Here is an 18,992-nt window from a genome sequence, read left to right as displayed (position 1 = left end):
GGGGCGCGGGGAACTGCGCGAGCAACCACACTCGACCCGCACGTACAAACCCCTGGCCCCGCGGAGCGGTTTAGGGAAGGGGCGGGGAGGGGCACTGGCCCGCCGCAGGCGCGACACCGCCCGACGCCTCGGGTGCCACGCGGCGGCAGCCGCAAATTGAGCACAGCGGGGAGGGGCACAGCCCACCGCTTCGAGCGCCACACGGCCGCAGCCGCAAATCCGGCGCAGCAGGAAGGGGCGGGAAGGGGAGTCCGCCCTTCCCGCCCCTCACAAAAGCCTTGGTGTTACAGCCCCGCCGCCGCCTGCGCAATCGCCGAAGCGAAGGTCGAGACCTCGGTGTACACGCCCGGGTAGTTCGGCCTGGCGCAGCCGTTGCCCCAGCTCACGATGCCGACCTGGATCCACGCGCCCGCATTGTCCTTGCGGAACATCGGGCCGCCCGAGTCACCCTGGCAGGTGTCCACCCCGCCCTGCGGGAGTCCGGCGCAGATCTCCTCGCCGGGGATGAGGTCGGAGTACGACGCCTTGCACGAGGCGTCGGAGACGAACGGCACCTGCGCCTTGAGGAGGTAGCGCTGCTGGGGGCCGCCCTCCCTCGCCGCGCCCCAGCCGGCCACGGTGAAGGTGCCGGAGTTGTACTGGGTGCCGGTGGCGATCTTCAGCGTGGGCAGGTTGATCGGCTTGGCAAGCTTGATGAGGGCCCAGTCCTTGCCGCTGCCGTTGTAGCCGGGGGCCTGGAGAACCTTGGTGGACTTGACCTTGATGGCGCTGGAGCTCTGGAGGTCCACGACACCCGCGGTGGCGGTGATGCTGGTGTTGTTGCCGGAGCCGTCCACGCAGTGCGCGGCGGTCAGCACGATGTCCTTGGCGTAGAGCGCGCCGCCACAGCCCATGGAGAGGCGGACCATGAACGGGAACTCGCCCTGGGCGGCGCGCGTTCCTCCTACGACGGGTGCGGTGCCCGAGGGGGCGGGGGTGTTCGCGGTGGCCCCGCCGGGCTGGAGGCTGACGGCGGCGAGAGCGACGGCGCCTATGACGGCGCATCTCTTGATGGCACGGAGTACGTTCTTCAACGGAGTGCCTTTCGTGGGGGGTGGAAAGGGTCGCGCGCCGGACACGAGCACACACAGCAGGACCACAGAACGCACACCGGCACCACGCTGGCATGAGCCCGTCAACGCGCTGTTGGATTATGTGGAGTTGATCGTCCGGCCGACAAGGGCTCCTTTTCGGCCAGCTCCGCACGAGGTTTGAGAGGGGGGTACGCGCATGAAGCGGGTACACGCACGGGCGTGAGCAGTGGGAGTGGAAGTGGAAGTGGAAGTGGAAGTGGAAGCGCCATTGAGCACGGCTTCCCGCACCTGGCCACGGTCCGTTCGGCACTGACCGCGCTCTACCGGCGGATCGGCGAGGACGGGGTGCGCGGCTACGCGCCCAGCGTCTTCCCCGTCGACGTGGCGTTCTCCGACCAGGACGACCCGCACCTGGGCGCGCAGTACGTGGCGCGGGCGCTGGTCTCGCACCTCCGGCTGCCCGATGCCCGGATGATCGTCAGCTACCGCGAGATGGAGCACGCGGCCGGTGTCGAGCTGACGGCGGGCCCCGAGTACTTCATCGAGCTGAACGAGCGCTTCCTGCACCACCGCAAGGACATCGGTGCCGCCCTGGCCCACGAGATCACCCACGTCCTGCTGCACCGCCTCGGCCTCTCCTTCCCCGGCACCCGCGACAACGAGATCCTGACCGACACGGTGACCACCTATCTCGGCGCGGGCTGGCTGCTGCTCGACGCGTACCGGGAGGACCGGTCGTCGAGCCAGAAGCTGGGCTACCTCACCCCGGAGGAGTTCGGGTACGTGCTGGCCAAGCGCGCGCTGCTGCTCGGCGAGGACCCGTCCCCCTGGTTCACCAGCGCGGAGGCGTACACCGCGTACACGAAGGGGCTGGCGCAGGCCCGCCGCGACGAGCAGCAGCCCCCGCTGGCGGCGGCCGGCCGGCTCGCCAGGCACCGCTACGGCAAGGACCGCAGGAACGCGCTGGAGCACGGGGGTTCGGGGGTGGCGGGCCCGTTGGCCTCGTACGCCTTCGAGGGGCGGGTGGGCCAAGGGCCGGGGCTGCGGGTCTCGTTCCCGTGCCCGACCTGTCACCAGCGGATCCGGGTGCCGGTGCGCGGGGAGCTGCGGGCGCGCTGCGGGCTGTGCCGGACGGTGCTGGAGTGCGATGCCTGAGCGGCACCTGAACGGCACCTGAGCAACACCCGTCCGTCTGGCCCGTGTAGCCCCTGACCTGTGGTGATGTCAGTCGGTCCGCGTAGGGTCGAAGGATGGACCACAAGCCGACAGCGGGCCTGCGGGACCTGTTCGAGGCTGTGCACGGTGACGAGGACGACGCTGTTGTACGGCTGCTTCGGGCGGGCGCCCCTGCCGAGGCCACCGATGAGGAAGGCACCACCGTGCTGTACGCGGCGGTGCTGGGCGCCCGGGCGGGCGCGGTCCGTCTGCTGCTCGCGGCGGGCGCCGACCCGGACCGCCCGAGCGGACCCGGCGACGGCGGCGCGGGCGGCGGCGCGGGGGGTGCGGGCGGGGATCTGCCGCTCTGTGCGGCAGCCGTCGGCGGGCACACCGAGGTGGCGCGGGCGCTGCTCGCGGCCGGTGCCCGGCCGGACCTCCGGGAGGCGTACGGGTTCACGGCCCTGGTGTGGGCTGCCGGGCGCGGGCACGCCGGGGTGGCCGAGGCGCTGCTGGAGCACGGCGCGGATCCGGACCTGCCGGGTCCGTCCGGCGAGCCGCCGCTGGTGCTGGCCGCACGGCGGGGCTCCCCCGCGACCGTACGGGTGCTGCTGCGGCATCGGGCGTCGGCCCGGGAGGCGGCGCTGGCGGAGGCCCGACAGTGGCTGGAAAGCGATACCGAGCAGTCGTTGCGCGAGGGTCTGAAACACACGTACGGGGTGCGTCCCGGGGACGAGTTCGCGGTGCGCCGAATAGCCGAGGAGGGCGGTACGACGGTGGTCGCCGAACTGCTGCGCGACGGCGTCGCGGCGGCCGCGGCCGAGCAGCAGACGGGGCATGCGGCCGTGGTCACACGCCTGGAGTGCGTGCTCGGCATCGAGACGAGCGTCGCCGAACTGGCCGCCCGCGCGGTGCGGTCGGGGTCACCGGTGAGCAACGACTGGCGGGAGTCGGTGGCGGTGCTCTGGCAGCGGAGCGAGGGGGACGCCGGGGCGCGGCGGGCGGTTGAGGCGGGGTGCGAGGCGTGGTGTGCGGATAGCTCCACGGCTCTGCACCAAACCTTCGCAGCGGATGTGATGGCCCGGGCGGTGCCGTCCCGCGTCGCGGTGCCGCTGCTGCGGGAGTTGGCGGCCCTGCCGGGCCCCGCGCACCTGACGCGTTCCGCGGTACGGGCGCTGGGAAGGCACGCGGACCCGGTGGCGCTGCCGGAGGTGCTGGCTCAGGTGGCGCACGAGGACGCGGGGGTACGGGAGCGGGTGGCAGAGGCACTGGGACGGCTGGCCGCTACCGCCACCACACGCACACCGGAGACGGAAGCCCCGACAGCCAACCCACAACCACCCGCCACTCAGCTCACTCACACCACACCCTCCGACACCGCCCCCTTCGGCTCCACACCCCCCGACGCCTCACCCCTCGGCTCCGTATCCTCCGACACTGCCCCCTTCGACGCCTCGCCCTCCGACGCCGCACCCCTCAACGCCTCACCTCCCGACGCTGCACCCTTCGGCCCCACGCCCCCCGACGCCTCACCCCCCACCCCCGCCCGCGTCGACGCCGCCCTCATCGCGCTCGTCCGCGACACCGACCCCTCCGTCCGTCACGCCGCCGTCGTCGCGCTCGCGCGCTCCGGCAGTGACACCCGTTCCGTGCGTGACGTGCTGGCCGGGCAGTGCGGGGCCGGCCCCGCGAGCCCCACCAACCCCGCGGACCCCGCCAATGCCACGACCCCCGCCTCCCCCGCCTACGCCGAAGCGGCCCGGGGGCTGGCTGTGCGCCAGGATCCCCGGGCTGCCGGGGCGCTGCTGCGGGTGCTGGCCGACGGGCCTCCCGAGGGGCCCGGCCGGGCCGTCGCCGTACAGGCACTCGCCTATCTGGCCGACGACGGGGTCAGGCGCCGGCTGGAGTCGACCTTGCCGCGATGTCGTTGACCGCCGCCCAGCTGAACGCCATCGCGGGGCCGATGGTGGCGCCCGGTCCCGGGTAGGTATCGCCCATCACCGCGGCCGAGCAGTTCCCGGAGGCGTACAGGCCCTCGATGGCCGTGCCGTCCTCGCGCAGGACGCGCGCGTCGGCGTCCGTGACCAGGCCGCCCTTGGTGCCGATGTCGCCGGGGTGGACGGGGATCGCGTAGTACGGGCCCTTCTCCAGGGGGGCGAGGTTGGGGTTGGGGAGGGTGGGGTCGCCGTAGTAGCGGTCGTAGACGCTGTCGCCCCGGCCGAAGTCCTCATCCTTGCCGTTGTCGGCCATCTTGTTGAAGCGGCGTACGGCGGCGGGCAGTTCGGGTGCCTTGATCAGGGTGGCGAGCTGCTCGATGGTGGCGGCCTGCTTCAGGAAGCCGGTCTCGGTCCAGGACTTGGGGAAGGGCTGGCCCGGGAAGAGCCCCGCGAAGAGGTAGCGGGACTTGGAGCGGGCGTCGAGGATCAGCCAGGACGGGACGGTGGTGGCGTCGTCACGGTCGGCCTCGTACATGGCGTCGACGAACTGGTGGTACGGAGCCGCCTCGTTGGCGTACCGCTCCCCCGCCGCGTTGACGATCACCATGCCGGGGATGCCCCGGTCGGCGACCAGGAAGAAGCCCTTCTCGCCGGGCGGGCAGACCGAAGGCGCGCCCCACACCTTGTCGAGCAGGTCGGTGGCCGCGCCCAGTTCCTCGCCGAGCAGCAGCGCGTCGCCGGTCTGGCCCTCTGAGGCGTGCGTCCAGGCGGTGGAGGTGGGGGCGGGGAGGTGCTTCTCACGGAGTTCCTGGTGGTGCGAGAAGCCGCCGGAGCCCAGCACGACCCCGCCCTTGGCGCGGACGGTGACCTCCTTGCCGTTCCGGGTGACGCGGATGCCGGTGACCCTGCCCCCGCCGGGTTCCTGGACGAATCCGGTGAGCGGCGCCGACAGCCACAGCTCGGCGCCCTGCTTCTCCAGCGACAGCCGCAGCCTGGCGATCAGCGCCTCGCCGAGCGAGAGCAGCTTCTTGCCGGTGACCAGGGCCTTCACCGCGCGTGCGCCGACCCGTAGCGAGGCCTTCCGGCCGGCCCAGGTGCGGCCGATCATGTTCACGTAACGGAAGTCGTACGAGGTGATGGTGAGGCCGTACGTGGGCAGGCCCGCGCGGCGCATGTCCCCGGCGAGCGGGCCGAGGGCCTTGAGGTCGGCGATGCACGGTTCGATGGAGCGGCCCTGTGCCATGCCGCCCATGGCCTCGGGGAAGTAGTCCGAGTAGCCGGGGGTGTACATGAAGCGGACGTCGGTGCGCTCGTGGAACTCCTTGACCATGGCGGGCCCGTGGTCGAGGTAGGCCTCCTTGCGGGCTGCCGGGACGCGGTCGCCGACGGTGGCGTCCAGGTAGGCGCGGGCCTTGTCGCGGGTGTCGCCGAGCGAGGCGTCGTCGAGGTGGAAGTTGGTGGGCACCCATATCGCGCCGCCGGACAGGGCTGTGGAGCCGCCGTACTTGTCCGTCTTCTCCACCACGAGTGCGCTCAGGCCACGCAGCCGGGCGGTGAGGGCCGCTGCCATGCCCGCAGCGCCGGAGCCGACCACGACGACGTCGTAGGTGTGGTCCCAGACCGGGGACGAGTCCGGGGACACGTCCGGGGTGGCGTCCGGGGATTGTGGTGCCGTCATGTGAACACTCCGGTGGCGTAGTCGCTGCGGAAGTAGAGCAGGGGTGATCCGTCCTCGCGCGCGGCCAGGTCCAGTACGCGGGCGGTGATCACGTAATGATCACCTGCCTCGTGCACGGCGTACAGCTCACAATCGACCGTGGCCAGCGCGTTGTTGATCAGTACCGCGTCGTTTTCGGTGCGCTTCCAGTCCACTTCTGCGAATTTGTCCGCGCCCTTGCGGCCGAGTGCGGCGCAGGTGTCCGCCTGGTCGTCGGCGAGGATGCTGACGCCGAAGCGGCCCGCCCGCTCCACCTCGGGCCAGCTGCTGGAGCTCCTGCCGACGCAGAGCAGGACCAGCGGCGGGTCCAGGGAGAGCGAGGCGAAGGACTGGCAGGCCAGTCCGACCGGGCCGCCGTCCTGGTCGAGGGCGGCGACGACGGTGATGCCGCTGGCGAAGCGGCCCAGGACGTCCCGGAACTTCTCCGGGCCGCTCAGCCGTTCCACTGGTGGCCCCAGAAGCTGTCCGAGGTCATTTCCTTGGCGACCCAGTCGGCGGGCTCGACGATCAGGCCGTCCCAGCCGTACTCGACCTGGAAGCCGCCGGGCGCCTGGGCGTAGAAGGACACCATGTGGTCGTTGGAGTGGCGGCCGAGGGTGGAGGCGATCGGCACGCCCGCCTTCTGCATGCGGTCCAGGCAGTAGCCGACGTCGTCGAGGGTCTCCAGCTCGACCATGAAGTGCACGATGCCGGGCGGCAGCGCGCCGGGGTACAGGCCGAGGCTGTGGTGGCGGCGGTTGGGGCTGAGGAAGTGCATCGTGTAGAAGTCCTCGCCCGGCTTGCCGGTCGGGACGGCCACGGGCGGCAGCTTCATCGAGTCGCGCAGCTGGAAGCCGAGTACGTTCTCGTAGAAGTCGAGGGTCTCCTCGGTGTCCGGTGCGGGGACGACGACGTGGCCCAGGCCCAGGTTGCCCGCGGCGGGGGTCGAGGTGACGAACCGGTTGCCGTACGGGGTGCCCAGCGGGCTGTGGTCCTGGGCCTGGCCCCAGAAGATCTCCAGCGGGTTGCCGCTGGGGTCCTGGAGGTGGATGAGGCCCTGGACGCGGCGCTCGGCGAGGGTGGCGGCGTCGGCCTGCTTGACGACGACGCCGGCCGCTTCGAGTGCGGCGGTGGTGTCGGCCAGGGCGGCCCTGCCCGCGACCTCGAAGCCGGCGGCGAGGAGCCGGTCGGACTCTCCTGCGACGATCTGGATGCGGTACGCCCGGTCGTCGATCCGCAGGTTCAGCTGCTGCTCGGTGGAGCCTTCGGCCTGGACCATGCCGAGGATGTCCAGGGTGTAGGTGCGCCACTCGTCCAGCTTGGTGGTTTCGAGGCGCAGGTAGCCAAGTGCACGGATGTCCATGGGAGTTCGCGGCCCTTCGAGGCGTCGGTGTGAGGGAGGGGCGAGGGGCGGGGCGTGGGGGTGGGGCGTTACTGCGAGAAGAAGTCGATCGCCAGGCGGTTGAACTCGTCCGCCTTCTCCCGCTGTGCCCAGTGCCCGCAGTGCGGGAAGACGTGCAGCCGGGCGTCCGGGATCGCCTTGAGGGCGACGAACGCCCCGTCGAGCGGGTTGACCCGGTCCTCGCGGCCCCAGGTGAGCAGCGTCGGCTGGGTGATCCGGTGGGCCTCGCGCCAGAGCATGGTGTCCTCGGGCCACTTGGCGAACGAGGCGCCCATCCGGGCGTTGCCGAGGGCCGCTTCGGGGTCGGTGGCCCGGGCGAAGCGTTCGTCGATCAGCTCGTCGGTGACGATCGCCGGGTCGTACGCGAGCGTGGTGAGGAAGGTCTTCATCTGCTCGCGGGTGGGCGCCGTGGCGGAGCTGAACTCGAAGAGCCGCTTGATGCCCTCGGTGGGGTCGGCGTGGAAGAGGTTGAACGAGACCCCGCCGGGGCCCATCAGGAGCAGCTTGGCGACCTTCTCCGGGTGGTCGAGCGCCATCCGGGTGGAGGTGCCGCCGCCGAGCGAGTTGCCGATGAAGTGGGCGCGGGCGATGCCGAGTTCGTCCATCAGCGCGGCCACGGCGTCGGCCGCGTACGAGAAGAAGTCCTTGTCGAGCTCCGGCTTGCCGGACCTGCCGTAGCAGGGCTGGTCGACGAGGAGGGTACGGAAGTGCCCGGCGAAGACGGGCAGGTTGGCGCCGAAGTTGGACCATCCACAGGCGCCGGGGCCGCCGCCGTGCAGCATGATCACGACGGGGGCTTCCGCCGGGCCCGCCTCGTGGTAGTGGAGGGTGAGGCCGGCGGCCTCGGCGGTACGTGAAGTGCTCTCGTACGTCATCGGGTTGCTCACAGCATCGTGTCCTGGATGTCGAGGCCGAGGGCGCCCTGGCCGAAGAGGACGAGTGCCCGCTCGGGGTCGTTGGCGGCGTGGCCCCGGCCGGTGTGGGCGTCGCGCCAGGCGCGCTGGACGACGTTGGCCGCCTTGTTGCGCATGGCGGAGCCGCCCGCGTTCTCCATCAGGAGGTCGACGGCGGCCACGGCGCGCTCGGTGGCGAGGACCTGGTCGCGGCGGGCCCGGGTGCGCAGGGCGGTGGGGAGTTCCTCGCCGCGCTCGGCGAGCTCGTACAACTCGGTGATGTTGCGCACCAGTTGGAGCCAGGCGGCGTCGATGTCGCTGGCGGCGCGGGCGATCCGCACCTGGGCGAAGGGGTCCTCGGAGACCTGCTGGCCGTAGGACATCCGGAAGCGCTCGCGGGTGGCGGCGACGTAGGCCTCGTAGGCGCCCTCGGCGATGCCGACGATGGGGGTGGAGATGGTGGTGGTGAAGACCGAGGCGTACGGGAGCCGGTAGAGCGGCTCCGGGTTGACCTCCTGGCCGGGGGTCCTGAGGGCGGTGACCGGGCCGAAGCTCAGCGCGCGGTGCTCGGGGACGAACACGTCCTCGCAGACGATGTCGTTGGAGCCCGAGCCGCGCAGACCGACGGTGTCCCAGACGTCGTTGACGGTGAACTCGGTGCGCGGCACCAGGAAGGTGCGCATGTCGAGCGGCCGGCCGTCGGCGTCGGTGATCATGCCGCCGAGCAGGGCCCAGTCGGCGTGGTCGCAGCCGGAGGAGAAGTGCCAGGTGCCGGTGATCCGGAAGCCGCCGTCGACGGGGGTGACCTTGCAGGTCGGGGCGTACGAGGAACAGATGCGGGTGCTCGGGTCCTCGCCCCACACCTCGTCCTGGGCGCGTACGTCGTAGAGGGCGACGTGCCAGGGGTGGACGCCGACGACGGAGGAGACCCAGCCGGTGGAGCCGCATGCCTTGGCGATCTCCTTGACGGCGGTGTAGAAGGCGGCGGGGTGCGCGGCGAGACCGCCGTACCGCTTGGGCTGGAGGAGCCGGAAGAAGCCGGTGGCCTCCAGTTCCTTGATGCTGGCCTCGGGGACCTTCCGCTGAGCCTCGGCCTCGGCGGCGCGCTCGCGCAGCGCGGGGGCCAGGGCGCGGACCGCTGCGAGGACTTCGAGGACTTCTTCGTCACCCATGCGTGTCGCCTCTCGGGATGTACGGCTGTAGGTACGGCTGTGTGATGCGCGGCTCTGCGTGTGGTGGCAGGAAGGTACGCCCGGGCCGTTCGGGCACGAAATGCTGGATTCCCACTGAGCGGGAAGGGCCGCCCGCGTTCGTCTCGCTATGCCGAAACGAAATACCTCAGTACGACCCCTTCCCCCCGTACCGACCCCCGTGACAAGGTCACCCCAAGGCCGCCAGCACGTCCGCAATGTCGCGGATGCGCACCCGCACACAGGGGTTCCTCCATGACTGATCTCATGCCTGATCCCATGCCTGGGCAGACCGCGCTCGCGGAGATGATTACACGTGACAGTTCAGGGCCTGCCGAGAGCGGTCCCGGTCCTGATCCGGCTCCGCTCTCGCTCCTCGAAAAGGCCGCCGAGGTGCTGGGCGCCTTCGACGGCCCCGAGCCCCGCCTGTCCCTGACCGAGGTGGTCCGCCGCTCGGGCATCCCCCGCTCCTCCGCGCACCGCATCCTCGACCAACTGGTCGGCCTGCGCTGGCTGGACCGCGAGGGCCGGGACTACCGGATGGGCATGCGGATGCTGGAGCTGGGCGCGCTCGCGTCGCACCACAACCGGCTGCGCCGCGCCGCCCTCCCGCTGCTGCACGCGCTGCACGAGCAGACCGGCCACCTGGTGCACCTCGCCGTCCCTGACGGCACCGAGGTGGTCTACCTGGAGCGGATCGGCGGCCTCGACGACCGCAGCGTGCCGTCCCGGGTGGGCGGCAGGATGCCCGCGTACTGCACGGGGGCCGGCAAGGCGCTCCTCGCGTTCGGCGAACCGGACGCCGCCGAGCGGGTCATCGCGGCCGGTCTGCGCCCGCGCACCCCCTCCACCCTGGTCCGCCCGGTGTCGCTGCGCTCGGAACTGGCCGCCGTCCGCGACCGGGGCATCGCCTTCGACCGCGAGGAGAGCTTCCGGGGCGTGGTCTGCGTGGCGGCACCGCTGCGCGGCGCGGGCCGCGCCATCGGCGCGATCTCCCTGTCCTGCAAGGGCGGTGGCACCGCCCGGCGCGAACTGGAACGCCTCGCACCCGCCGTTCTCGCCTGCTCGCGCGCGGTCTGGCGCGAGCTGTACGGCGTGGGCCGCGCCGCCCGCACCCGTAACGCGGCAGCCACCCCACCTGCGCCCGTCGCGCAGCAGCCCCGGATGTCGGAGCAGGCGATGGACAACATGATGGGGTGGCTGGGCCGCAGCGAGTGGATGTGAGCGTGGGGCCGACCGCGGGGACCCCGGACTACCCGCTCAGCAGCCGTACTTGACCAGGTCGAACGACTTGTAGTGGTCGGCGGTGTAGTAGTCCTCCTGCGCCTTTTCGCCGGTCACGATCCGCTTGGCGCCGCGCGTGGGCGCACCCGGGGTGACGACGGTGTACTCGTGGTAGTAGCCGTTGGTCTGGCTCGGCAGGATGCCCTCGCGGTTCTTGAAGACGGTCCCGTCCTGTTCGTACGGGTAGGGGCCGCCCTTCTCGATGAGGTCCAGGGTGTCGTGCGCCTGGGCCGACAGCTTGGAGTAGCAGATCTCACCGACGGCGGCGAGCTGCGCGCCGAGCTGCCCGGCGGACAGGGTTACGGGCGCGTACGAGGCGGGGGCGGCGGCCGGTGCGGCCACCGCTCCACCGGCCAGCAGCGCGGACGAGAGAGCGACGACGGAGCCGAGTACGGCGATTCGTGGGGGGATTCGCATGGCCCCATTGATGCGCGTAGAACGGACCGGGGTCAACGCCAACTACCGCGAATTCCCCGGACGTTCACCTCCTCCACCTCACTCGTAGGTGATCTTCACCCGCTCGCTGAGCGGCACCGTCTGACAGGCCAGCACGTACCCGTCGGCGAGGTCCTCCTCGTCGAGGACGTCGTTGCGCAGCATCTTCACCTCACCCGAGACCACCCGGCAGCAGCAGGCGCTGCACGCGCCCTCCCGGCAGGAGTACGGCGCGTCGACCCCGGCCGCGAGGAGGGTGTCGAGCAGCGGTGTCCCCGCCGCCCAGCCGACCTCGTGGGACTCCCCGTCGAGTTCGACCACGGCGGTGTGCGCGGTGCCGGCGCCCGGGGCCGGGGCGGTGGCCGCCGGTGCGCGGTCGAAGACGTCGTCGGCGAGCGAGAAGTACTTCTCGCGGGTGACCGTCCGCGCCCCGGCCGCCCGCAGGGCCTCTTCCGCCGAGTCCATCAGCGGTTTCGGCCCGCACAGATAGGCGTCCCGGCCCGCGTACGGGGCGAGTGCCGCGCCGAGCATCCGCGCGGTGGGCAGCCCCTGGAGGGACTCCAGCCAGTGCACGACGGCGAGCCGGCCGGGGTGGGCCTCGGCCAGCCCCCACAGTTCGTCGCGGAAGATGACCGCGCTCTGCTCGCGGTTGGCGTAGAGCAGCACGACCCGTCCCTGCCCGGCCGCGAGCACCGACTTGAGGATCGACAGCACCGGGGTGATGCCGCTGCCGCCTGCCACCAGGACCACGTCGCGGTCCAGGTCGCGCGGGGTGAAGGTACCGGCCGGGACGAGCACCTCCAGTTCGTCACCGGCCGCCACCTCGTCGCAGACCCAGCCGGAGCCGCGTCCGCCGGCCACCCTCTTGACGGTGATCTTCATGGGCTCCCCGGTGTGCGGGGAGCTGGCGAGGGAGTAGCACCGGGCAGCCCCGCCGGGTATGCGCAGGGTGAGGAACTGCCCTGGCTTGTAAGGGAGTTCGGCGTCGAGCACCAGTGAGACGGCGTCGTCCGTCTCCCGTACGACCTCGGCGACCCGCACCTTCACGGACGCACTCACGGGCCACCCGCCCCGGAACCCACCTCAAGGAGCCCGTCCGCGACCGCCGCGTCGATGCTGGCCCGCAGTTCGGCGCAGGACCGCACCCGGGCGCTGAGCTCCCCGGCCGCGACCTTCTCGCCGATCCGGGGGCACACGTCGGCGGCCTCGCCGGTCCACTGGATCTGGGTGTGGGCGGGGCTGAACTTCTCGCACAGGACCTGGTTGCCGCAGGCCCGGCACTCGACGGCCCGCATCACGAACCGGACCGGCGGGCGGCGATGTTCGCCTCAGCCTCGGCCCGCCAGGCCTCGTTCGCCCGGGTGGTGTCGATCTCGAACTCGAAGCGCCGCACCATCTCGTCCTTGACGTCGGCGATGTCGACGTAGAACTGCTCGTACCAGCGCCGCAGTTGGTAGACCGGGCCGTCCTCCTCGGTCAGCAGCGGGTTGTCGATCCGGGTCTTGTTCTTCCAGATCTCGACGTCCTGCTCGAAGCCGACGGCGAGCCCCTCGGAGGTCGCCTGCGCGGCCTGGGCCGCCTGCTCGTCGGTCATGCCGGGAAGCTTCCTGACGATCGCCCCGTACATCAGCATGAAGCTGTTCTCGTCGATCGGGTAGTGGCAGTTGATCAGGACGGACTCCATTTCGAGCCCGCCGCCGACGTCCGCCCACAGCTTGTCGATCATGTACGAGGGGCCGTAGTACGAGGCGTCTGAGCGCAGTCCGCCGGAGGCCGACAGGGTGCCCAGGTCGATGTCGGGGCGCGGCGAGGACTCCATGTACTGGGTGGCCACGTGCCCGTCGAAGACGTTCTTGAAGTACTCGGGGAACGCGTAGTGCACGTAGTAGAAGTGCGCCATGTCGACGACGTTGTCCACGATCTCGCGGCAGTTGGAGTTGTCGACGCGCAGGAAGTTCCAGGACCAGTCGCTCCACTCGCCCGCTTCGGGGCCGTGGACGCCCTCGATCTCGGGGATGGTGACGTCGGCGGGCGGCCTGTTGCCCTCCGGGTCGTTCCAGACGTAGAGCTGCTTGTTGCGCTCCAGGGTGGTCCAGGCGCGGGTCTTGGCGCGCGGGGGGACGCGGCGGGCGTACGGGATGCCCGCGCACTTGCCGTCGCCGGCCCAGCGCCAGTCGTGGAAGGGGCAGGCGACGGCGTCGCCCTTGACGGTGCCGTGGGCCAGGTTGCCGCCCATGTGCGGGCAGTAGGCGTTGAGCACGTGGAGCTGCTGGTCGTCCTCGCCCTGGAAGACGACCAGTTTGGTGCCGAAGGCCTGGATCTCGTGCGGCTTGCCGTCCTTGAAGCTCTCGGCGAGTCCGAGGCAGTGCCAGCCCCGGGCGAACCGGGTGGGCGGTGCGGCGGCCCGGATGACGCGGACGTCCTCGTCCACCTGCTGAACAGACATGATTCTTCCCCCTGTTGCTACTTGGCGCGCGTGCGGGGACGCGTCGGGTCGGATTCTGCGGCAAGCTCCACCGCGATGTCGATCAGTTGGTCCTCCTGGCCGCCGACGAGTCGCCGCTCCCCCGCGCGCAGCAGGATCTCGGCGCCGGAGACGCCGTAGCGCCCGGCCTGCCGGTAGGCGTGCTTGAGGAAGCTGGAGTAGACCCCGGCGTGGCCCATCAGCAGGCTCATCCGGTCGAGCAGGCACTCGTCGTCCATGACGGGCCGCAGCACGTCCTCGGCCGCGTCGATGATCTTCAGTACGTCGATGCCGGTACGGATGCCCATCTTCTGGCAGACGGCGGCGAACGCCTCGACGGGGGTGTTCCCCGCGCCGGCGCCGAGCCGCCGCGTGGACCCGTCGATCTGGAGGGCCCCGGCGCACACGGCGGCGACCGAATTGCCCACGCCTAGCCCGAGGTTCTCGTGGCCGTGGAACCCGACCTGGGCGTCCGCCCCGAGCTCGGCGACCAGTGCGGCCACCCGGTCGGTCACGTCGTCCATGACCATGGCGCCCGCCGAGTCGACGACGTACACGCACTGGCAGCCCGCATCGGCCATGATCCGGGCCTGCTCGGCCAGATTCTCGGGGCTCGTCGAGTGGGCCATCATCAGGAAGCCCACGGTCTCCAGGCCCCTCTCCCGTGCCAGCCCGAAGTGCTGGACGGAGATGTCGGCCTCGGTGCAGTGGGTGGCGATGCGGCAGATGTCGGCGCCGTTGCCGTGGGCGGCCCGGATGTCGTCCTTGACGCCGAGCCCCGGCAGCATCAGGAAGGCGATCCTCGCCTGCCGCGCGGTGTCGACGGCGATCTTGATGAGCTCCTGCTCGGGGGTCCTGGAGAACCCGTAGTTGAACGAGGACCCGCCGAGCCCGTCGCCGTGGGTGACCTCGATGACGGGCACCCCGGCGCCGTCCAGCGCGCCGACGATGTTCCGTACGTCCTCACCGGTGAACTGGTGGCGCTTGGCGTGCGAGCCGTCGCGCAGCGAGGAGTCGGTGACGCGGATGTCGAGCGTCCCGGAGTACGTCGTGCTCATGCGCGCATTCCCTTCGCGAACTCCTCGCCGACCTTGGTGGCGGCGGCGGTCATGATGTCGAGGTTTCCGGCGTACGGCGGCAGGAAGTCGCCCGCGCCCTCCACCTCCAGGAAGATCGCCACCCGGGCCATCCCCCCGTTCATCGCGGACGGTTCGTCGAACTGCGGTTCCGTGCGCAGCCGGTAGCCGGGGACGTACGTCGCGACGTCCTGGGCCACCTGCTTGACGGAGGCGATGACCGCCTCCCGGTCGGCGTCCTCGGGGATCGCGCAGAACACGGTGTCGCGCATGATGACCGGAGGCTCGGCCGGGTTGAGGATGATGATCGCCTTGCCGCGCCCGGCTCCGCCGATCTCCTCGATGCCCCGCGAGGTGGTCCGGGTGAACTCGTCGATGTTGGCGCGGGTGCCCGGCCCCGCGGACACCGACGCGACGGACGCCACGATCTCCGCGTACGGCACGGGCACGACCCGGGAGACGGCGTACACCATCGGGATCGTCGCCTGGCCACCGCAGGTGATCATGTTGACGTTGTCCTGGTCGAGATGGGCGGTGAGGTTGGCGGGCGGCACGACGGCGGGCCCGACAGCCGCCGGTGTGAGGTCGACGGCCTTGATGCCCAGTTCCCGGTAGCGCGGGGCGTTGGCCCGGTGGACCTGGGCGGAGGTCGCCTCGAAGACGATGTCCGGCTTCTCGCGGAGCCCGAGCAGCCAGTCCACCCCCTCGTGGCTGGCCTCGACGCCCAGCTTCCGTGCCCTGGCGAGGCCTTCGCTGGCCGGGTCGACACCGATCATCCAGCGCGGCTCGATGTGGGCGGAGCGCTGGAGCTTGTGGAGGAGGTCGGTTCCGATGTTGCCGGAGCCGACGATGGCGGCGGTCGCCTTCGTGACAGTCATGGGTACCTCAGCAGAAGGAGAGAGAGACGGAGCCGAGCCCGGCGAAGTCGGCGGTGTACGTGTGCCCGGCGGCCACGTCGATGGCCCGGGTGCAGGATCCGGGCAGCACCAGGTGCCCCTTCTTCAGGGGCACCCCGAAACGTGCGACGGTCCGCGCGAGCCAGGCGACGGCCTCGGCGGGGTCGCCGAGAACGGCGTCCCCCCGCCCCTCGGCGAGCAGTGCGCCGCCACTGGACAACCGGGCCTCGACGGCGCGCAGGTCGAGGTCCTTGGGGTCGCGCCCTTCCCCCGTCACATATCCGGCGGAGGAGGCGTTGTCGGCGATGGTGTCGGCGATGCCGATCCGCCAGTCCCGTACCCGGCTGTCGATCAACTCCAGTGCGGGTACGACGAGTTCGGTGGCGGCCAGCACGTCGGCGACCGTGCACCCCTCCCCCGGCAGGTCGTCGCCGAGCACGAACCCGATCTCGACCTCGACGCGGGGCGCGCAGTACTTCGCTGCGGACACGGGACGGTCGGCGGGCAGCGCCATGTCGTCGAGCAGGTGCCCGTAGTCGGGCTCGTCGACTCCCATCATGCGCTGCATGACGAGCGAGGAGAGCCCGACCTTGTGCCCGGTGACGACGGCACCGGCGGCGGTGCGGTGGGCGATGTTGAGGAGCTGGATCTCGTACGCGTCCTCGGCGTCGATACCGGGAAACGTCTCGCTCAGCGGCGACACGGGCTGCCGCCCGTACTCGGCGGAGCGCAGCAGCTCCGCGGCCTCCAGCCTCCGGCGGTCGTCGAGCATGGGGGCGGTCCTCCAGGGCGGTGGGGCGGTGCGTTCCGGCGAGGCTAAGGGCAACCGGCGACCGCCCGGGAGGGCCAGTTCCCACTGACCGGGAAAGCCCCGGCCGCCTCCCCGCCGCGGGACCTTCGCCGAATCGACGCCCCGCGCACGGCCGCTGAATTACCTTTCCGTGTACATGAGTGGGAGGTGCACCGGGACCTCCACCACCCCAGGGGGAACCGACCGCATGGCACAGCAGCCCGATCTCACCGAACCGCCGACCGCTTCGGCCGCCGCCCTCGCCGCACAGGAGGGCCTGGGCCAGTGGGCGGGCTGGACGTTCGTCCCGTACGGGGGACTGAGGTACCGGAAGTGGAAGGACTGCCGCCTCTACCTCTACGCGGGCGGGGTCGTCATCACCGACACCCGGGCCGGCTCCGAGCTGACGCGCAACTGGGCGGACACCCGTGTCCTGGTGTACCGCCGTACGCTCAACGGCGGCCTGACGGACTCCAGTTACACCCTGATAGACCCGGCGGGCGTGGGGGTCAGCATAGGTCCCGGCGGCCGCACCTTCCACGGGGGCGACAAGCGGATGCACGGCATCACCGAGGTGGTGAACGGGCCCCCGTTCCTCTACCCGGGAGACTGGGGCAACTACATCCAGGACGGCATCACGAAGACGCAGCTTCCGTCCGTCCTGGCGCGGATCGAACGCGGCGAGAGCGTGCGGTTCGGGGCGTACACGGTGGACCGGCACGGCGTGACGGGCAAGAAGCGCACAGCCGCGTGGACGGAGATCGCCAACTACGAGACGGACGAGGCCAGGCTGCATCTCCACAACGCGCGGAACCGCTCGGTCGGCGACGCGGCGAACACGTACGACATCACCAACCTCCACCTGTTCCTGAACGTGGTGCAGCGGCTCAAGCGGGGGCTCGCGCAGTAGTGGCCGCCTGAATCGCGGCCACTACTGCGGGACGGGACCGCCGCCCGCCGACGGCTCGGCGTGCACGGCTCGGCGTGCTCCGTCGCCGTCGTCCCGAGAGGCTCTACCGCGCCCCGTACACCGGCTGCGGCCGTTCCGCCTCGGCGAGCAGCTTCGACGCCGTCTCCCCCGCCTCCGCCGGAGTCCACCGTGCGCCCTTGTCCGCCGTCGGGCCCGGGCGCCAGCCCTCCATCACGGTGATCCGGCCCGCCTCGGCCTCGAAGACCCGGCCCGAGACCCCCTCCGATGCGTCCGACCCCAGCCACACCACGAGGGGCGAGACGTTCTCCGGGGCCATCGCGTCCCACCGCCCCTCCCCCGGCACCGCCATCGTCTCCGCGAACGTCTCCTCCGTCATACGGGTGCGCGCCGCCGGCGCGAGCGCGTTCACCTGGACTCCGTACCGGCCCATCTCGGCGGAGGCCACCAGTGTCAGACCGACGATCCCGGCCTTGGCGGCGGAGTAGTTCCCCTGCCCGACACTGCCCAACAGACCTGCTCCGGAACTGGTGTTGACGACCCGGGCCGCCCGCTGCCGCCCGGCCTTCGCCTCCGCCCGCCACCACTGTGCGGCGTGCTTCAGGGGGAGGAAGTGGCCCTTGAGGTGGACGCGCATGACCGCGTCCCAGTCGTCCTCGTCCAGGTTCACCAGCATCCGGTCGCGCAGGAATCCCGCGTTGTTGACCAGGGTGTCGATCCCGCCGAAGGTCTCCACGGCGGTGGCGATCAGCGAGGCCGCACCCTCCGAAGTGGCGATGTCGCCGCCGTGTGCGACCGCTTCCCCGCCTCCCGCGCGGATCTCCGCGACGACCTCGTCGGCGGGGCTCCGCGAGGCCCCCGCCCCGTCCGCGCCCACCCCCAGGTCGTTGACGACGACCTTGGCACCCTCGGCGGCGAAGGCGAGCGCGTGCGCACGGCCCAGCCCCCGTCCCGCACCGGTCACGACCACCACACGTCCCTCAGCGATACCCATGTCAGCTCTCCTCGGATTTGTTCACCGTTGCGGCGTCCAGAAAGGCGGGGCGTTCGCCGCCCCCGTGCACGAGCAGCGACGCCCCGTTGACGTACGCCGCCTTCGGCGAGGCCAGGAAGACCGCCGCGTCACCGATGTCGGAGGGTTCGGCCAGCCGGCCCGCCGGAATGGTCCGGGCGACCGCCGCGATGCCGTCCTCGTCGCCGTAGTGCAGATGCGACAGCTCGGTCCGCACCATCCCGAGGATCAACGTGTTGACCCTCACCTCGGGCGCCCACTCCACCGCCATCGACCGCGTCAGGTTCTCCAGTCCCGCCTTCGCCGCCCCGTACGCGGCCGTCCCCGGCGAGGGGCGCGTACCGCTCACGCTGCCGATCATCACGATCGACCCGCGCGCCTGCTTCAGGTGCGGATACGCGGCCAGTGAGGCGTTCATCGGCGCGACGAGGTTCAGTTCGACCACGCGCGCGTGGCGGTCGGGACCGCCCTCCTCCAGGAGCCGGTACGGAGTGCCTCCGGCGTTGTTGACCAGGACGTCCAGGCGTCCGTACGACTCCACCACGCCCGCGAGGAGCGCCTCGACCGCATCCGCCGCGCGCAGGTCGACGGGCCGGAACTCGGCCTTGCGGCCCGCCGCTTCGACCGGCTCCTCCGGTGGGCGCCGCGCGCACACCACGACCTCCGCCCCCGCCGACAGAAACGCCCGCGCGATACCCGCGCCGACCCCCCGGGTGCCACCTGTGACGACGGCAACCCTCCCGTCGAGTTCCATTCGCTGC

19 protein-coding genes are annotated in these 18,992 nt (G+C 71.4%); 4 read left to right on the top strand and 15 right to left on the bottom strand.

Features of this window, described 5'->3' with window-relative positions:
• Window positions 1–284 precede the first annotated feature (284 nt).
• Window positions 285–1,073, bottom strand: a complete 789-nt coding sequence (locus tag ACZ5PB_RS16080) for a S1 family peptidase (protein WP_468691529.1) — start codon at window positions 1,071–1,073, stop codon at window positions 285–287.
• A 219-nt stretch (window positions 1,074–1,292) separates the two neighbouring features.
• Here ACZ5PB_RS16080 and ACZ5PB_RS16075 point away from each other — a divergent pair, with 219 nt between their 5' ends.
• Complete coding sequence (locus ACZ5PB_RS16075) at window positions 1,293–2,228, top strand: hypothetical protein (protein ID WP_468691528.1); 936 nt, start codon at window positions 1,293–1,295, stop codon at window positions 2,226–2,228.
• A 95-nt stretch (window positions 2,229–2,323) separates the two neighbouring features.
• Window positions 2,324–4,159, top strand: a complete 1,836-nt coding sequence (locus ACZ5PB_RS16070; protein WP_468691527.1) for an ankyrin repeat domain-containing protein — start codon at window positions 2,324–2,326, stop codon at window positions 4,157–4,159.
• Here the strand turns inward: ACZ5PB_RS16070 and ACZ5PB_RS16065 are convergent.
• The 5 genes from ACZ5PB_RS16065 to hsaA all read right to left on the bottom strand — a co-directional run bounded on the left by ACZ5PB_RS16065 (window position 4,119) and on the right by hsaA (window position 9,328).
• Entirely contained in the window at window positions 4,119–5,843 is a 1,725-nt protein-coding gene (locus tag ACZ5PB_RS16065; RefSeq protein WP_468691525.1) for an FAD-dependent oxidoreductase, read from the bottom strand. The two genes, ACZ5PB_RS16070 and ACZ5PB_RS16065, sit on opposite strands and share 41 nt — an antisense overlap.
• Complete coding sequence (locus ACZ5PB_RS16060) at window positions 5,840–6,328, bottom strand: flavin reductase family protein (protein ID WP_468691523.1); 489 nt, start codon at window positions 6,326–6,328, stop codon at window positions 5,840–5,842. Before ACZ5PB_RS16060 ends, ACZ5PB_RS16065 begins: the two co-directional genes overlap by 4 nt.
• Complete coding sequence (locus ACZ5PB_RS16055) at window positions 6,316–7,224, bottom strand: VOC family protein (RefSeq protein ID WP_468691521.1); 909 nt, start codon at window positions 7,222–7,224, stop codon at window positions 6,316–6,318. Before ACZ5PB_RS16055 ends, ACZ5PB_RS16060 begins: the two co-directional genes overlap by 13 nt.
• A gap of 68 nt (window positions 7,225–7,292) precedes the next feature.
• Complete coding sequence (gene hsaD / locus ACZ5PB_RS16050) at window positions 7,293–8,150, bottom strand: 4,5:9,10-diseco-3-hydroxy-5,9,17-trioxoandrosta-1(10),2-diene-4-oate hydrolase (protein WP_468691519.1); 858 nt, start codon at window positions 8,148–8,150, stop codon at window positions 7,293–7,295.
• Window positions 8,147–9,328: a 3-hydroxy-9,10-secoandrosta-1,3,5(10)-triene-9,17-dione monooxygenase oxygenase subunit gene (gene hsaA, locus ACZ5PB_RS16045; RefSeq protein ID WP_468691518.1), complete on the bottom strand. Its 1,182-nt coding sequence runs from the start codon at window positions 9,326–9,328 to the stop codon at window positions 8,147–8,149. The genes hsaD and hsaA overlap by 4 nt, the downstream gene beginning before the upstream one ends.
• A gap of 297 nt (window positions 9,329–9,625) precedes the next feature.
• Between hsaA and ACZ5PB_RS16040 the strand changes: the two genes are divergently transcribed.
• Window positions 9,626–10,570 (top strand): IclR family transcriptional regulator, encoded by a 945-nt coding sequence (locus tag ACZ5PB_RS16040; RefSeq protein ID WP_468691516.1) that lies wholly within the window; start codon window positions 9,626–9,628, stop codon window positions 10,568–10,570.
• Window positions 10,571–10,606: 36 nt separating this feature from the next.
• Here the strand turns inward: ACZ5PB_RS16040 and ACZ5PB_RS16035 are convergent, their stop codons facing one another.
• The 7 genes from ACZ5PB_RS16035 to ACZ5PB_RS16005 form a co-directional block, all read right to left on the bottom strand.
• Complete coding sequence (locus ACZ5PB_RS16035; RefSeq protein ID WP_468691515.1) at window positions 10,607–11,047, bottom strand: ribonuclease domain-containing protein; 441 nt, start codon at window positions 11,045–11,047, stop codon at window positions 10,607–10,609.
• Between the two features lie 78 nt (window positions 11,048–11,125).
• Complete coding sequence (locus tag ACZ5PB_RS16030) at window positions 11,126–12,124, bottom strand: 2Fe-2S iron-sulfur cluster-binding protein (protein ID WP_468691512.1); 999 nt, start codon at window positions 12,122–12,124, stop codon at window positions 11,126–11,128.
• Complete coding sequence (locus tag ACZ5PB_RS16025; protein ID WP_468691510.1) at window positions 12,121–12,363, bottom strand: hypothetical protein; 243 nt, start codon at window positions 12,361–12,363, stop codon at window positions 12,121–12,123. Before ACZ5PB_RS16025 ends, ACZ5PB_RS16030 begins: the two co-directional genes overlap by 4 nt.
• Window positions 12,360–13,511, bottom strand: a complete 1,152-nt coding sequence (locus ACZ5PB_RS16020) for a Rieske 2Fe-2S domain-containing protein (protein WP_468691508.1) — start codon at window positions 13,509–13,511, stop codon at window positions 12,360–12,362. The genes ACZ5PB_RS16025 and ACZ5PB_RS16020 overlap by 4 nt, the downstream gene beginning before the upstream one ends.
• 17 nt (window positions 13,512–13,528) lie before the next feature.
• A complete protein-coding gene (gene dmpG, locus ACZ5PB_RS16015) occupies window positions 13,529–14,587 on the bottom strand; it encodes a 4-hydroxy-2-oxovalerate aldolase (RefSeq protein WP_468691505.1) in 1,059 nt (352 codons plus the stop codon).
• A complete protein-coding gene (locus ACZ5PB_RS16010; protein ID WP_468691503.1) occupies window positions 14,584–15,483 on the bottom strand; it encodes an acetaldehyde dehydrogenase (acetylating) in 900 nt (299 codons plus the stop codon). Before ACZ5PB_RS16010 ends, dmpG begins: the two co-directional genes overlap by 4 nt.
• Window positions 15,484–15,490: 7 nt before the next feature.
• Window positions 15,491–16,273, bottom strand: a complete 783-nt coding sequence (locus ACZ5PB_RS16005) for a 2-keto-4-pentenoate hydratase (RefSeq protein WP_468691502.1) — start codon at window positions 16,271–16,273, stop codon at window positions 15,491–15,493.
• Window positions 16,274–16,499: 226 nt separating this feature from the next.
• On the opposite strand from ACZ5PB_RS16005, the gene ACZ5PB_RS16000 reads away from it, so the two are divergent.
• Window positions 16,500–17,201, top strand: coding sequence for a DUF6585 family protein (locus tag ACZ5PB_RS16000; RefSeq protein WP_468691500.1), 702 nt, complete (start codon window positions 16,500–16,502; stop codon window positions 17,199–17,201).
• A gap of 103 nt (window positions 17,202–17,304) precedes the next feature.
• On the opposite strand, the gene ACZ5PB_RS15995 is transcribed toward ACZ5PB_RS16000, so the two are convergent.
• Together ACZ5PB_RS15995 and ACZ5PB_RS15990 are read right to left on the bottom strand one after the other, a co-directional pair.
• Entirely contained in the window at window positions 17,305–18,213 is a 909-nt protein-coding gene (locus ACZ5PB_RS15995) for an SDR family oxidoreductase (RefSeq protein ID WP_468691498.1), read from the bottom strand.
• 1 nt (window position 18,214) lies between these two features.
• Window positions 18,215–18,985, bottom strand: a complete 771-nt coding sequence (locus tag ACZ5PB_RS15990) for an SDR family oxidoreductase (protein WP_468691497.1) — start codon at window positions 18,983–18,985, stop codon at window positions 18,215–18,217.
• Between the last annotated feature and the right edge of the window lie 7 nt (window positions 18,986–18,992).

The organism is Streptomyces sp. NPDC032721 (assembly GCF_055579625.1).
The sequence above is the reverse complement of the archived record's forward strand: the minus strand, read 5'-3'. Positions and strand labels throughout refer to the sequence as shown.